The organism is Rhodobacter sp. 24-YEA-8 (assembly GCF_900105075.1).
Taxonomy (GTDB): domain Bacteria; phylum Pseudomonadota; class Alphaproteobacteria; order Rhodobacterales; family Rhodobacteraceae; genus Pseudogemmobacter.
Map to the genome: position 1 here is coordinate 259,394 of NZ_FNSK01000002.1, position 15,130 is coordinate 274,523.

Sequence of the window (15,130 nt, forward strand, 5' to 3'; positions counted from 1 at the left end):
CGCTCATTTCGCGGCGTAATAGGCTTTCATTTCCTGCCAGAGCGCGTTGAACCCATCGCGCCGCGCATCCGGCAGGGCAGACATGATCGACATCGTGTCGATATATTCCGCTTTGTGGACCTGTTTCATCAGGTCATCCTCGGGCAGCTTTGCCATCGCATCGACATTGGCCGAAGCCGGCGCGCCCACCTCGGTCGCCCAGCGGAAATAGAAATCCGGGTCGATCATGTAATTGATGAACGCATGGGCTGCATCGACATCCGGAGCGGTCGAGGGCACGGCGAGTCCGTCGAGCCAGCCGATCGCACCCTCTTTCGGCACCACGAAATGCACCGGCAGACCGCCATTGCGGAACGAGCGCACCACGCCGCCCGACCAGGCGACCGACAGATCGAACTCATTCGCTGCGAAAGCCTTGTTCCACTGGTCTTCCGAGGTCCAGAGATTGTGCAGGTTCGGACGCACCGATTGCAGGAAGCCCTTCACCGCCTCCAGGTCTTTCGGGTCATTCATGTCCTGACCGGTGGCCAGCGCGCCAAGGCCCACAGCGGTCACCGCATCGTCGAACAGCGCGACCTTGCCCGCCCAGGCCGGGTCTGCGAGCGCGGCGTAGCTGTCGGGATCGGTCTTGCCATCCCTGACGCCCAGCCCGTTCATCCCCCAGACCCAGGCGCAGCCGAAGGTCTCGCCCTCATATTGCATATTGTCATGGTCTTTGAGCTTCGGCGCGAGGCCCGCCGCATTCGGGATCTTTGCGAAATCGACCGGCTGGATCAGCCCCTGCCCCGCTGCCTGCGCGATCCGGGCCGAGTTGATCAGCACCACATCATAGGCGCCGGGATTGGTCGCCAGTTTGGTGATCATCTCGGCTTCGGAATTGAAATAGTCGTGCACGACCTCGATACCGGTCGCGGCCTTAAAGGCCTCAAGCGCCCATTTCTCGTCGGTGCCGTAGCCCTGCCAGTTCAACACGGTGATCTTCGTCGCCGCCAGCGCGCGGCGCGGCCCCATCAGCGTCGTTGCCAGCACCGTGCCGCCCATCAGTTGCACCATTGCGCGTCTGCTGAGTTTCATTTCCCGTCTCCCTCCCTGAAGGCCATGCGGGCGCGAATGGCGCCGGGCCTCTGATCTTCCTGCGATCTTGTCCCGCAAGGGACAGCGCAACACCGTCACTGTCAAGCACCATGCCGGATGTTGCGAAACCAGATCGAAAGCCGGGCCGGTCTGGCCGTCGACAACCGCAGCTGCAGGGGGCCATCGCCGGGATCCTGCAGCTGTGGCGCGCCATCCAGCTCAATCGCCAGCACATCTGACATCCGGACCTGCGGCAGGCTCAGACTGCCCGCCACGCAGGCGGGGATTTCACAGCTGAAACAGCCCTCGCCAAAACGGATATGCCTGAGCGGACCCGCGATATCGCTGACCAGCCGCGCCTGGCCCGTCGGGTCTGACAGTGTCAGCACCCCCCCTGCCCGGCTCACCACCACCGACCCGAGCGGGCTTTCCAGCGGGCCCATACGGCAATCGGGCCCGTTTTGCAGGCTCCACCCGGTCCAGGGTGAGAATCCGCAGATCTCTTCGACCGCCATCAGTGGCAGCAGCCCCGCCCAGATGTAAAATCCATCGGCATCGCCCTGATCGAGCACTTCGCCGGTTTCGGGGTTGTAATTCTCGCCCGCGATCCGCGCCTCGTCCCAGTTCCTGCGGAAAAGTGCCAGGCTTTCCGCTGCGAGACGCGCGGCGCGCGTGGTCTCGCCGGCGCGGTGCAGGCCCAGCCAGACAAGGTAATTCACATTGGGCCAGATCCGTCCGCGCCAATAGACATTGTCCTGATAGGCCGGATCGTCGCGGGTGGCATTGGGCAGGGGCCAGGGGCTGCGGAAGGTCTCCGCATCCTCCATATGCCGCATCAGTGCCGCTTGCTGGCCGGCATCCGCCGCGCCGCATAAAAGCGGGTAAAAGCTGGTTGGAGACAGCGATTTCACAAATGCCCCGCCGCGCTGGCGGTTGGCAAAGATCTGGCGGCTTTCGTCCCAGAGCTGTTCGCGGATCAGCCGGCGATGCTTCCCGGCCATTTCGCGCATCTCGGTCGCGGTGGCGGTATCGCCCAGCTCTGCCGCGATCAGCGAAAGCATCTCGGCATCCAGCGCAACCACGCAATTCAGCCCCAGATCCCAGGTCGATAGGCTGCGGCTCTCCGCCTGCCAGACGGCCTCATCATGGGTGGCGCTGTTATCCATGCCCGTCTCATTCCGGGCGCCGAAATGGGTGCCCTGATAGAGCGCCGCGCCGACATCCGACGATCCGCAAGAGATCAGGCCGCTCGAATCCGGGTCGCGTTCCCGCCGCCACCAGCGATGGTTTCTCAGCAAAATCTCATACTGCGCCGACAGAAGCGAACGTTCGCCCAGGCGCAGGAACAGGGACCAGGCCACCAGCGCGCCAAGCGGCGGCTGGCTGCGATCCACCCAGGCGTCGTTCGACGTCACGATACAGGCGATATTCCCCTGCGGCGTAGCGCCTCCATGCGCCACTGCCATATTCTGCCGCGCAAGATCCGGGTCCAGCACACCCGCCAGCAGCGCGGCATAGCATTGGTCATTATACCAGACCGCATAGCGCCCGAGATTCCAGATCCGCGTCACTTTGGTATAGGGGCGATGGTTTTCCGTGTCCCAGACCGTGTTCCAGCCGGTGATGTCGCGAATGGCCTCCAGCGCACCGGCGGCAGCCCCCTCATGCAGTGATCCGGGCACAGGCGCGGGTGCGGCCAGTGCCGCTTTTGCCCCTGCCACAGCCAGAAGTTCGTTGTCAGCCACCGCAGCCGCCCAGGCGCCGTCTCGCATCATGTCGAGATTGAAACGCAATGCCAGCAAAGGGGCGGCCTCCGCCCGGCTCTCCAGGCTGAAATAGCCGTTTTCTTCCAGATCGTCACGCAAAGCGCCCAGATCCGGGTGGCCGGATACGACGATCGCCGGATCGCGGCTGACAATCGCGGCCCAGCGATGGCCCATGCGGATCAGCACCGCCTCCGCCGCCTTGTCGAACCGCGCTTCCGCCCCATCGGCGGCTATCGCCAGCACCACCCAGAACCTCGCCCCCCATTCGCCGGTCTCGCGCGCCTCCCAGGCACCACGGATCGCAAAAGGATCAACGGCTCCCGCCTGAAACCCGATCCTTGTGCCGGCGAAATCTGTCTCGAGCCCCGCGAAGCCGCCATCCGCCCGATGCGCCCCCAGCCGCACCACATCCGCCCGTGGCTCGATCAGCGAGGTCTTGCGCGCCCTTGTCGAATAAAGGACCGGCGTCACCCTGAGCCCCAGCGGCTGAAAGATCATCTCGGCGGGCCGCTCGCCCCAGGTGAACCAGAGCCGCGAAAGCGGCAGGGTCGTGGTCATCGACATCGGGGCCTCACGAAACGGGCGTCAGCAGCACAGGCGGTGCGGTCAGCCCGGACGCATCAGGCCAGAGCGCGCCCTGCCAGGGGGTGCCGGCATAAAAGCGGTTCGCGGCGGTATTGGCAATCTCAAGCCTGAGGTGATGCACGCCCGCATCCAGCATGCCGAGAGCAAGCCGGCAGGGCGGGTGCCAGATCCGGCCGACATAGCGCCCGTCAAGAAAGACCTGCGCCGCGCAGGCGAGACCTGGCAGTTCCAGCAGCGGCGCGGCAGGCTTTGCCAGGGGGAAGCGGGTCTCATAGATCCCGATACCCGAAAAATCCGCGTCGCCCTGTTCCTGCCAGCCCCGGCAGACGCTGATTGGACGCGCCTCGCCCCTGGTTTGCAGCGTCCAGCCGCTGTCGAGCATATGGCGATGCCAGCGCGGCACAGGCTCGGTCAGTGTCCTGACCTGACCTGCGGGCAAACCAGCCTCGCGCAGCCGCAGACAGCGCAATTCCTGCGGTTCGAGGTAAAGATCAAGCCCGGCGAGTGCCTCCGGCGCATCATTATGGTAAAATCCGCCGCCGAGGCTGATCTGCGCCCTGAGCGGCGCGGCACTGTCGTTGAACAGAACCAGCCGCCAGGCGCCTGTCGCATCGCGCCCGGCCAGATGGGAAACCAGATCGCGGGCCCGAGCGGGGTCAGACGTGACCACCGGCCCTTCGTCAGCGAGGAAGCGGTGCAGCCCGGGCAGATCCGGCGCGCCGCGCCAGACCGGCAGTGGCAGCGCATCGATACGGGCCTGGCTCGCCGGATCGGCAAAGCCCGTGACCGCCGGCAACACAAGCGCCGCGAGGCGGCTGCCATAAAGCTCCGGCCCTTTGGCGCCCCGGGTGATGCGCTGAAGACCCGCCTCATCAAGGATCAGCGGTGGCTGACCAAGCTGCCAGAGCGCCTCTGCCCAGGCGCCGAACAGCCGGGCATGATCATGGCGCGGCCCTTCGGTCAGGGCAGTTTCGTAAGGGTAGAAAAGCGCGACCTGGGCCTGCGGCACCGCGCCTGCCAGAAAGCCCGCGAGTGCGGTGATCTCGTCATTCAGCGCCCGCATCACCCCCCACCAGGGTTGCAGGTTATAGCCCGGCGCAAAATCAAATCGCATATTGGCCAGCGGCTCAGTCCGCCCGTCACCGGCATCGGCATCGGCATAAAGCGCATGCAGAATCACCTGGCCCGCACCCAGGAGATGCAGCCGGATCATCTGCGCGCGCAGGGCGGCGGGCGTGATCTCCCACTGACCGGCGGCACGGGTCTCGCTGCGTTCCGCGGTCAGATAAAGCTCGGTCAGGCAGCCGCGCCGGCCTGAGGCGCGGGCGATACTGTCCCCCAGCACCGGCGCCAATTGCGGGCCGAGGTTGTTGACATCAACCGCCGTGATATCGCGCCAGGCGTCCAGCCCGAAGAAATCCGCCGCCAGCGCCACACGCGGATCAATCGAGGAGAACCCGCCATTCAGCGCGAAAGAGGCAACATGCGGCAAGATCTCATGCCCGGTCAGCGCGAGGCCGTTGCGGTCACAAAACGCGCGGACCGGCGCGAAAAACGCCTCGCCGATCAGCCGCGTATAGAGACGCCAGATATGGCTGCGCGCGGCAGAAGTCCCGGGCCCGGTGTCAAAAAGCAGCGCGGCCAGTTGCGGACCGACAGGCCCCCGCGCCGCAATGCCGGCTGCAAGGTCTTCGGACCACAGGAAGCTGTTCAGCAAGTTCCCCTCCGCCTCGGTCCAGCGGTAAAGAACCGGCGCGGGCTGGTCGAAAAACAGCTGATCCACCACGCCGGGGATCAGCCCTGCCAGAACGGTCGCAAAGGGCTCCAGCCCGCGCTCGACAAAGCGCTGGCCGGCCTCGGGCAGCAGGTAATTGATCACCCGCGAGCTGGCGATGCGGGTCGCGGCAAAAAGGATCCAGCGCGCGCCTTCGGGAAGGTCGTCGATCCGCGCCGTGACGCCGGTCTCGCTTGTCGAGGTGAGCCGCGCCACCCCCTCCTCGATACGGCCATCGGGGTGGAGGATCACCGCCGCGACCAGATCCCAGTCGGTGCAGACCGGGCGGCCGCCCTCATGGATCCAGTCGCGCACAGCCGGGCCGAGGCTTGCGCCAAGCGTCGCTGTTATCCCGGAAACATGCGCCTCGGCCTGGCCGCTGACGGCCCAGAAAAGATGACGTTCGCGCAGGTGATCCGCGCCATCGACCACACGCCCCCCCGCCTGACCGCTGGTCCAGGCATAGTCATCATAAAGCCCCGCCTTCAGCCCGAGCCTGCCCATGATTTCCACCGCCTCGCGATAGGCCGCGAGAAATCCGTCCGACAGGTAGAGCGGCAGAGGCATTGAAGGCCGCGCCTGGATATAGATACGGCTGAACCCGGCATCACGGAACTCTGTCAGCTGTGAAAGCATGGCCTCCCGCCCGGGCAGGCCGGACCAGAACCAATAGGCGGCGGGGCGGCCCGGTTCAAGCGTCTCGGTCATCTCTGGCTGGTTCTGCACTGCCTGTCTCCTCCCGCCGCCAGGCGGGATGCGGAGTATCTTCCTTCATCCGCCAGGCATAGGCGCGCAATATGCTGTAATAACTGGGGAAAACATAGCCGCCATTCAGCCGCTGCCAGTCATCCCGTGCGGCATTATAGGCCCTGGGCAGCCGATACCACGGCACGCGCGGCAGTTTGTGATGCACGAAATGCAGGTTATTGAACAAAAACAGCGGCGCGAGGAGCGAGCGTTCGACGATGATCGTCCGCCCATTCGGGTCTTCGGCCCATTGATGTTCGCAATAGCTGCGGATCGCGATCAGCCCGAGCCCGATCCAGCCCGGCCCCAGGAGATAGAGCCAGACCGGAATGCCCATTCCGAACTGAACAAGCGGCAGAACCACCGCCAGCCCCGCCAGATGATGCGCCCAGGCATTGCGGGTCCTGGCGTCACCCGCCAGAATCCGGCGCGCCTCTGCCAGGGTGAAACCGAAGACCGCAACCCATGGGCCAAGCACCACCCGCCCGAGCAGCGTATTGTTGACCCGCAGCACCAGCCGCAACAATCCCGGCATCCGCGTCCAGGTGAAAAGCGCGACATAGTAACTTTCGGGATCGTCATAGGGGTCGGTCAGCCGCTCGTCATTATGGTGCTGAAGATGGGTCAGCTTATAGCTGCGATAGGCGTAGAAAATGCCGATCGGCAGCCAGACCAGGGCCTCATTCAACCCTGCGTTCCGGGTCGGATGGCCGTGCAGCACCTCATGCGCAAGCGAGGATTGCAGTGCCACCGCAACGCCCATCACGATCAGCGCAAGCCAGGGCTGGGCCGGCCAGAGCCAGAACCCGGCCAGCAGCCAGCCGCCGTAACACAGCACGACCAGCCCCCAGGTCGGCGTCTCGAACCTGGGAGGCAGCAGCATATCACGCGGCAACACCGGCAGGCGCTGCGGCTCATTGGCCCCGCTCATGGCAGCCGCACCGTGTCAGACACGCCTGAGCGCCCAGATCGCCAGCAAAGGTGCCTCGCCGGACCGCATCGCGTGCCGGACCGAGGGCTGGTTGTAAAAGGTGCCGCCGGTTCCGGGCGTGAACCAGCCAGAGGTTTCGCGCCAGAAATCGCCCTCGGACAGCGCCAGATAGACCTCTTCCGGCGCATGGTTGTGATCTGGGTAGCGCACATGTGGCGCCAGCAGCGAAAGGCCCAGCCAGACATCGCGCCGCTCTTCATGCCCGCCCGGGCCCAGAAGCGTGATTTCGGCATAGCTCCCGGATGCAAGGCCATTGCGCTCTTCGCCCGTCCATTCGAGATGCGGCTCGGCCGCCTCCAGCGCCGCGCAAAGCGGGGCGAGCTGCGGGGTTTGCGCGGCATGGGCAAGCGCAGCCCCGAGATGCGCGCAGGCAGGTTGCCTTCCGGGGCTGCGCGGGGTTTGCGGATCGACCCGCTTCACGCCGTCGCGGATACCCGCGAGCGCCGCTTTTGCCTCGGGGGTCGCAGCCAGCTCCGCCATCAGTGCCAGCGTCACCTCGATGAAATTCTGAACCTCGGGGGGGCGGTTGTACAATGTCACAGTCGCGCCTTTCATCGGCTGGCCGCAGCGCAGAGTGCAGCTGCTCTGTCACACGAAATGATAGGAGGGCAAAAGGCCTGCGGCAATGGTTCTGTGAGGCTGGCGCGCATAGCTTGTCACGATGCGAGAAGCAGACTAAGTTTAACAGACTAAGTCAGACCGGGTGCTGTGATGAAAACCGTCAATATGCATGAAGCCAAGACACATCTCTCGCGCCTCGTCGAAGAGGCGGTGCAGGGGGAGCCCTTTATCATTGCCCGCGCCGGCAAGCCGCTGGTCAAAGTGGTGATGATCGAGACGGATATGCCACGCCGCACCGGCTTTCTCGCCGGGCAGATCGACGTGCCCGATGATTTCGATCACCGCGATGCCGATCTGATCCGTGGCCTCTTTGAGGATGACACGGGGTCTCAGCCGTGAATCTGCTGCTCGATACCCATTACCTTTTATGGGTGGCGGCGCGACCGGATCTGATCCCGGCCCGGGCGCTGGCACTGATTGAGGATCCGGCGAACCGGCTCTGGTTCAGCGTCGCCAGTCTGTGGGAGGTGGCGATCAAGCGCGGCCTCGATCGCCCGGATTTCCGCACCGATCCGGGGGTGCTCAGGGCCGGCCTGCTGTCAGCGGGCTATGAGGAGCTGACCGTCGAAGGGCGTCATATCCTTGCGCTTGCGACCCTGCCGCCATTGCATCGTGACCCGTTCGACCGGCTGCTGGTCGCCCAGGCAGCGGCAGAGGGGATGCGCCTTTTGTCTCAGGATCGCTATGTGCTCGCCTATGGCGGGCCGGTGCTGGAAATTTAAGCGGCGTCAGATCGCAAGGGCGGTCTCGGCATGGGCCAGCAGATCTTCTGCGGCCTCACCGGGCGCATAATGCACCCGCTGGCTGCGGTCGCGGCGCAGGATCGTCACCAGCCGCGTCTCAATCTCCATCGCCACCAGCTCGCGCAGGACAAGTGCATGTTCGACCCCGAAAATCCGCGCGAAACTGCGGCTGTCGGAACAGATCCCCATATGTGCCGTGACCAGCAACATCGCCGCCATCATTGGCGGCCCCCGTTCAGCAACCGCCTCGCTGAGCGCGATGAAGCGCTCTTCCCGGGGATCGGAACCGGTGCTCATTGCGGGTGCAGCGTCACGAGGATCGACTTGGAAACCGGCGTGAAACTGCCCTCGCCCCAGGCGTCATGCGGCACCAGAAGGTTCAGTTCGGGGTAATAGCCGGCGATGCAGCCCTGCGGGATGTCATAGGGCACAAGGCGGAACCCACTGGCCCTCCGGACCGCACCATCCGCCGCCTCGCTGGTCAGATCGACCAGATCACCCGCGCCATGGCCCAGCCGGGCAAGGTCGTCACGATTGATAAAGATCACCCGCCGTTCGCCATAAACCCCGCGATACCGGTCATCCATACCGTAGATGGTGGTGTTGTACTGGTCATGCGAGCGGAATGTCTGAAGGACAAGCCGCCCCGGCCCCGCCTGCTGCCATTCGGTCTGATCGGGCAGCCGGTCGGGAAAGAAATTCGCGCGCCCGGTGGCGGTGTTGAACTCGCGCTCCGATGCCGGGTTCCTCAGCCAGAAGCCGCGCTTTTGCCGCACCGCAGTGTTGTAATCGCCAAAGGCAGGCAACACGCGGGCGATCAGGTCGCGGATCCGGTCATTCTCATCGGCAAGGCCCGCCCAGTCGACATGTTCCGACCCCACCGTCGCCGCTGCGATCCCTGCGACAATCGCCACTTCGGATTTCAGCTCTTTCGAGGCAGGCATGTTGATCCCGCCCGAGCCATGCACCATGCTCATCGAATCCTCGACAGTGACGATCTGACGGATGCCTTTGGAATTCTTGTCAATTTCTGTGCGCCCAAGGCAGGGAAGGATGTAAGAGACCCGCCCCGGAAGCAGATGCGAATGGTTCAGCTTGGTCGCAACATGCACGGTCAGATCCAGGCTTTGCAGGATCTTCGCCACCAGATCACTGTCAGGCGTGGCGCGCGCAAAATTGCCGCCAAGCCCGATGAAAGCCTTTGCCCGGCCCGAAATCATGGCGCCAATGGCTTCGACCACGTTATGTCCGCGATTGCGCGGCATTTTCACGCCGATCTCCCGCTCCAGCGCGTCGATCAGCGCTTTCGGGGCTTTCTCATTGATCCCGACCGTCCGGTCGCCCTGGACGTTGGAATGACCGCGCACCGGGCAAAGCCCCGTGCCGGGCCGCCCGATATTGCCGCGCAGGAACATCAGACTGGCGATCTCGCGGATCGTCGCGACCGAATGGCGGTGCTGCGTGACCCCCATCGCCCAGGTGCAGATCACCTTATCTGCGGCCAGATAGACTCCGGCCGCGCGGGTGATTTCCTCCAGCGTCAGGCCGGACTGTTCGAGAATCTGATCCCAGTCGGTGGCATCGACCTCGACCTTCCAGGCGTCAAATCCGTGGCAATGCTCCCGGATAAAGGCGTGATCAATCACCGAAGGGCGGCCATCGGCCAGCGCCTGGTCTTCGGCCGCGAAAACCAGTTTGGCGATGCCTCTGACCGCCGCCATATCGCCGCCAAGCCGTGGCTGATAGTAATCGGTCGAGGTCGGCTCTGATCCGCCAAAGATCATTTCCAGCTTGTTCTGCGGATCGGCGAAACGCTGAAGTCCCTTTTCTTTCAGCGGGTTGAACACCACCACTTTCGCGCCCCGCGCAGTCGCTTTGCGCAGATCGGCCAGCATACGCGGGTGATTGGTGCCTGGGTTTTGCCCGATCACGAAAATCGCATCCGCCGCTTCGAAATCCTCGAGCAGCACCGTGCCCTTGCCGATGCCGATCGCTTCGGTCAGCGCCACGCCCGAGGCCTCGTGGCACATGTTCGAACAGTCGGGGAAGTTGTTGGTGCCGTAAAGCCGCACGAAAAGCTGGTAGAGGAACGCCGCCTCGTTTGACGCCCGCCCCGAGGTGTAGAATTCGGCCCGGTCCGGATCATCCAGCGCATTCAGCGCGGCGCCGATGGCGGCAAAGGCTTCCTCCCAGCTGGTCTGGCGATAACGGTCGCTGGCCGTATCATAGACCATCGGATGGGTGAGCCTGCCCTGATGTTCAAGATCGAAATCCGACCAGCCGCGCAGTTCGGTGACGGTATGGGCGGCAAAGAAATCGGGCGTGACACGTTTTTGGGTCGCCTCCCAGGCCACCGCCTTGACGCCGTTTTCGCAAAATTCGAACGAAGAGCCATGTTCCGGGTCGCCCCAGGCGCAGCCCGGGCAGTCAAATCCGTCGGGCTGGTTCGCCCTGAGCATGGTCCGTGCGCCGGCCAGGGGGTTGCCGGTCGCAAGCAGCCGCTTGCCACAGCTTTTCAGCGCGCCCCAGCCGCCAGCCGCTGCCGAAGACTTGCCGATAAACTCGTTCTTGCCCATGACGGCCCCTTTTTCGCGCGCAAAGCCCCCTCGCCCGTCGCGGGACGGTGGAGAATGAGGCCGGATTTCTGGCTGACAGCTGCCGGAGGCCGCCTGTCCTCGGCGGTCAGAGACCGGCGGGCGAGGCAAAAGCGCAAGGGTTGCCCCGGTGAAATAGCGCAGGGGGCAGGAATTCCAAGTGTCAGATGCGCCTTTTCAGGCAGTCATACGACATTTGCTTATTTTCCCATCAGGAATGTGTCTTTCTTGCCAGTGGTTGTGACGCCATGTTCCGGCACAGCCCCCGGGCCGAGGTTGACAAATGCCGGCATTCCCGCCGGACTGCGGCACATGGCGACCGTTATAGACACCAAGATTCACCCCCCGCTCTTACGGTCGACGCTCTTGCGGCGCGAGGCGGCCCTTGCGCTGATGGATCAGGCGCTGGCGCATCCGCTGACGGTCCTGCGCGCGCCGGCTGGGTTTGGAAAAACGACATTGGTGGCACAATGGGGCGCCGGGCTTGAGGAAACGGGTTTCGCCTGGCTTTCGCTGGATCCAATGGCCGACAGCGGCAGATCGTTCATCCTGCATCTGATCCGCGCGGTCGGGCGCGCCTTGCCCGCGCCTGACATGGCGCTGCAGAACCTGATCACCTCGGAATCCCTGTCTGCGACCGGCGCGCTTGCGGCACTTGTCGCAGCGGTTCTGGCAGCCGGGCGGCCCCTGGTCCTCGTGCTTGATGACCTTCACCGCCTGACCTCTGCAGAAGCCCTCGCCTTCCTGCAATCGCTGATTGATCACGCGCCCTCCCGGCTCCATATCGTGCTGATCTCGCGCAGCGATCCGCCTTTGCATCTGGCGCATCTCCGGGCGCGCGGGCAGCTGGTCCGTATCCCCGACAGCGCGCTGCGCTTCTCGCGGGCCGAGACGGCGGATTTCCTGCATGAAAGCCTCGGGCTCACGATGGAACCCGCAGAGCTGACGACGCTCCATACCCGGACCGAGGGCTGGATCGCGGCGCTGCAACTCGCCGGTCTCGCGATGAATGAGGAAGGCGACCGGCCGGGCTTTCTTGCACGGTTTTCCGGCGCAGATGGTGATATTGCCGCCTTTCTGGGCCAGGAGGTTCTGTCGCGGCTGCCCGGCGATATGATGGATTTCCTCAGCCGCAGCGCGGTACTGGAATGGTTCGATGCCGATCTGGCGGCGCAGGTGACCGGGCATCAGGATGCAGCGGCGATGATCCGGCGCATCGACCAGGCGAACCTGTTCCTTGTGGCGCTGACGCCCTCGCGCACGACCTTCCGCTACCATCACCTTTTTGCCGATCTCTTGCGCAGCCTGCCCCGCACCGCCGAACTGGCCCCGGCGCTGAACCGCGCCGCCGCCGATTGCCTTTCCGCACGCGGGCTGGAAATCGACGCGGTGCATTATGCCCTGGCGGCGGGTGATACGCTGCGCGCGGCCGAACTGGTCGAGACCTGCTGCATGGCGGCAGTCAAGCTCGGCCAGATCACCCGGCTGCGCGCCTGGCTTGAACGGCTGCCGCCGGGCGTGAATGACAGCCGGCCGCGTTTGCTGCTGGCCCAGGCCTGGGTCTATTTCCATTCCAGCGCGCCGCGCCGGGCGCTGACCTGCGTGCGTGCCGCCCGCGATCTCCTGCGCCAGACGCAGTCTGACGCAGCTTTGCCGCGCGAGACCCATGCCGCGCTCTGGGCCGAGATGCAGGTGCTGGGGGTAGGCGCGCTTTCGGCCGGGGAACGCTCTGCCCGGGCGCGGCGGATGGCGCTGACCCTGTTGCCCGGCCTGCCGCATCAGGAACATTTCCTGCGCGGCACGCTGAACAATGTGCTCGGGTTTTGCGAGTATCCGCTGGGCAGCCTTGGCCCCGCGCGCCTTGCCTGTAGCCGGGGCCGCGCGGCGCATGAACAGGCCGGATCGGTCTTTGGCATGGCCTATTCCGAGCTGATCCTCGGGCTGATCGAGAAATCCGCCGGCAATCTGCAAATCGCGCGTCAGCATTTCGCCTCTGGCGCCGATATGGCGCGCGAGGCGCTTGGCGCGGGATCTTATGCCGAGGCGATGGCTGCGGTCTTCCAGGCCGAGCTTGCCTATGAAAGCGACGATCTCGACGCCGCCGCGCGACACCTGGCCGACCATCGCGGTGAGATGGAGGCTTTTGGCCTTGTGGTCCATGAGATGACGGTGCGCCTGTCAGCTGCGCGGCTGTCGGCGGCGCGGGGCGAGACGGCAGCCGCCATCGCGATCCTCTCCGAGGCCGAGGTTTCCGGCGCCCGCAACCATTACCGCCGGCTGGTCGCTTCAGCGCTGAACGATCATGTCCGGCTCTTGCTGGCCGGGGGCAATGCGGCGCTGGCGCGGGGTGTGCTGATGGCGCGCGGCGTCAGCGAAGACAGCAGTGAGAGCCCCGGCGCGCCTTCGACCGCGCATGAGATGGAACAGATCGCGCTTTCACGGGTGCTGATCGCCGAAGGCACTGCCGCCGCCGCGCATGAGCGTCTGACCCGCATCGTCGGGCGGCTGCGCTATTCGGGGCGGCTCAGACGGCTGGTGCAGGTTCAGGCGGTGAACGCCATCGCCGCGCTGAACGCCGGCGAGCGCATGGCCGCCCTGAATGCGATTTCCGAAGCTGTCGAGACCGCTTTTCGTCAGGGCGCGCTGCGCAGCCTGCTGGATGAGGGCGCAGCCCTTGCGCGGGTGATCGACTGGGCAAGGCCGCGCATCCCGTCCTGGTCGCGTGACGTGGCGCTTTCCGCCTTTGTCACGGGCCTCCATTCCCGGCTGGCTCCCTCAGCACCTGCTGCCGGGCCACAGACCCAGGCCCCGCCACCGCTCCTGTCGCCAAAAGAGGCCGAGGTCGCGGCGGCCTTGCAGGCCGGAGCTTCGAACCGCGAGATTTCCGAACAGCTTGCGATTTCGATGGATACGGTGAAATGGCATCTGAAGAATATTTTCTCCAAGCTTGGTGTCTCCAGCCGCATTCAGGCGGTGCTGGCCTTGTCGGCCAGGGGAGACCGCCCGGACCCCCACCCGAAAGGGTGGTGAAGATTTTTCGCCACCCCCACCCCTAAGGGAGGCGCGTCCCCTTTAACCCTCGCCTAGCCTCCTCCCCGTAAGACCTGAGAATCTCTGGGCGGGAGAAACGCGCGATGACCACCGGCCTCGTGTCGCATGAGCTGTATCACTGGCATAATACCCAGAACTGGAACCTGGTTTTCCCGCCGGGCCTGACGGTGCAGCCGGGCGAACATGTCGAAAACCACGAGACCAAGCGGCGGATCCGCAATCTGCTCGAGGTCTCCGGCCTGCTGGATTACCTCGCACCGATCAGACCGCGCCCCGCGACGGAGGATGAGATCGCGCGTTTTCACACCCGCGAGCATATCGCGAAGATCAGGGCGATCAGCGAGGCGGGCTGGGGCGATGCCTCATACCTCACGCCACTTGGCGCCGGGAGTTTCGACATCGCGCTGCTGGCGGCGGGCGGCACGATTGCCGCGATGGATGCGGTGCTGACCGGCCAGGTGCAGAATGCCTATGCCCTGGTGCGCCCGCCGGGACATCATGCCGAGCGCAATATCGGCATGGGGTTCTGCCTTTTCGGCAATGTGCCGGTGGCGATCATGCATGCCCAGGCGACGCATGGCCTGGGCCGTGTCGCGACAGTGGACTGGGATGTCCACCACGGCAACGGCACCCAGGACGCGTTTTATGACAGCGGCGATGTGCTGACGATCTCGCTGCATCAGGATCGGCTTTACCCGACCCATTCCGGCCTGCATTCCGAGCGCGGCACCGGCAAAGGCGAGGGCTACAATCTCAATATCCCGCTGCCGCCGGGCTGCGGCAATGGCGCCTATATCGAGGCGTTCCGCCGTGTCGTCCTGCCCGCGCTCGAGCGTTACAAGCCCGATCTGATCGTGGTGCCCTCAGGGTTCGACGCCTGCGCGGTCGACCCGATGGGGCGGATGATGGTGACCTCGGAAGGCTATCGCCAGATGACCGCCATGCTGATGGAGGCCGCCGACCGGCTGTGCGGCGGGCGTCTCATGATGTCACATGAGGGCGGATATTCGGCGATGTATGCCCCCTATTGCGGCCTTGCCGTGCTGGAAGAAATGAGCGGGATCCGCACCCATGTCAGCGACCCCTGGGCCGAACATGCAGGCTGGGGCCAGCAGGAATTGCAGCCACATCAGGCCGCGATGATTGCCGATTCGGCGGCGCTTCTCGACGCGATCAGATAAAAA

General features: G+C 64.8%; 11 protein-coding genes. 4 read left to right on the top strand and 7 right to left on the bottom strand.

Translation table 11 applies throughout. The annotated features are described in order from the left end of the window. Nucleotides 1-3 precede the first annotated feature (3 nt). The 5 genes from BLW25_RS17760 to BLW25_RS17780 form a co-directional block, all read right to left on the bottom strand. Entirely contained in the window at nt 4-1,074 is a 1,071-nt protein-coding gene (locus tag BLW25_RS17760; protein ID WP_253188574.1) for an ABC transporter substrate-binding protein, read from the bottom strand. A gap of 101 nt (nt 1,075-1,175) precedes the next feature. After that, the gene (locus BLW25_RS17765; RefSeq protein WP_092902629.1) at nt 1,176-3,404 is read right to left on the bottom strand and encodes an MGH1-like glycoside hydrolase domain-containing protein; all 2,229 of its coding nucleotides are present in this window, start codon (nt 3,402-3,404) and stop codon (nt 1,176-1,178) included. Between the two features lie 7 nt (nt 3,405-3,411). Further along, complete coding sequence (locus tag BLW25_RS17770; RefSeq protein WP_143040553.1) at nt 3,412-5,925, bottom strand: carbohydrate-binding protein; 2,514 nt, start codon at nt 5,923-5,925, stop codon at nt 3,412-3,414. Continuing rightward, nucleotides 5,891-6,877, bottom strand: a complete 987-nt coding sequence (locus tag BLW25_RS17775; RefSeq protein WP_092902633.1) for a fatty acid desaturase — start codon at nt 6,875-6,877, stop codon at nt 5,891-5,893. Before BLW25_RS17775 ends, BLW25_RS17770 begins: the two co-directional genes overlap by 35 nt. A 15-nt stretch (nt 6,878-6,892) precedes the next feature. Continuing rightward, nucleotides 6,893-7,492 (bottom strand): dimethylsulfonioproprionate lyase family protein, encoded by a 600-nt coding sequence (locus tag BLW25_RS17780; RefSeq protein ID WP_253188575.1) that lies wholly within the window; start codon nt 7,490-7,492, stop codon nt 6,893-6,895. Between the two features lie 156 nt (nt 7,493-7,648). On the opposite strand from BLW25_RS17780, the gene BLW25_RS17785 reads away from it, so the two are divergent. After that, a complete protein-coding gene (locus tag BLW25_RS17785) occupies nt 7,649-7,897 on the top strand; it encodes a type II toxin-antitoxin system Phd/YefM family antitoxin (protein WP_092902635.1) in 249 nt (82 codons plus the stop codon). After that, on the top strand, nt 7,894-8,280 hold the full coding sequence (locus BLW25_RS17790; RefSeq protein WP_092902637.1) for a type II toxin-antitoxin system VapC family toxin: 387 nt from the start codon (nt 7,894-7,896) through the stop codon (nt 8,278-8,280). Before BLW25_RS17785 ends, BLW25_RS17790 begins: the two co-directional genes overlap by 4 nt. Before the next feature lie 6 nt (nt 8,281-8,286). Here BLW25_RS17790 and BLW25_RS17795 read toward each other — a convergent pair whose 3' ends face one another. Further along, nucleotides 8,287-8,598, bottom strand: coding sequence for a hypothetical protein (locus BLW25_RS17795; protein WP_092902639.1), 312 nt, complete (start codon nt 8,596-8,598; stop codon nt 8,287-8,289). Continuing rightward, nucleotides 8,595-10,877, bottom strand: a complete 2,283-nt coding sequence (locus tag BLW25_RS17800) for an FdhF/YdeP family oxidoreductase (protein ID WP_092902641.1) — start codon at nt 10,875-10,877, stop codon at nt 8,595-8,597. Before BLW25_RS17800 ends, BLW25_RS17795 begins: the two co-directional genes overlap by 4 nt. A 330-nt stretch (nt 10,878-11,207) precedes the next feature. Here BLW25_RS17800 and BLW25_RS17805 point away from each other — a divergent pair, with 330 nt between their 5' ends. Beyond that, on the top strand, nt 11,208-13,925 hold the full coding sequence (locus BLW25_RS17805) for a winged helix-turn-helix domain-containing protein (protein WP_171909631.1): 2,718 nt from the start codon (nt 11,208-11,210) through the stop codon (nt 13,923-13,925). Nucleotides 13,926-14,029: 104 nt separating this feature from the next. Continuing rightward, nucleotides 14,030-15,127, top strand: a complete 1,098-nt coding sequence (locus BLW25_RS17810) for a class II histone deacetylase (protein ID WP_092902645.1) — start codon at nt 14,030-14,032, stop codon at nt 15,125-15,127. The last annotated feature ends 3 nt before the right edge of the window (nt 15,128-15,130 follow it).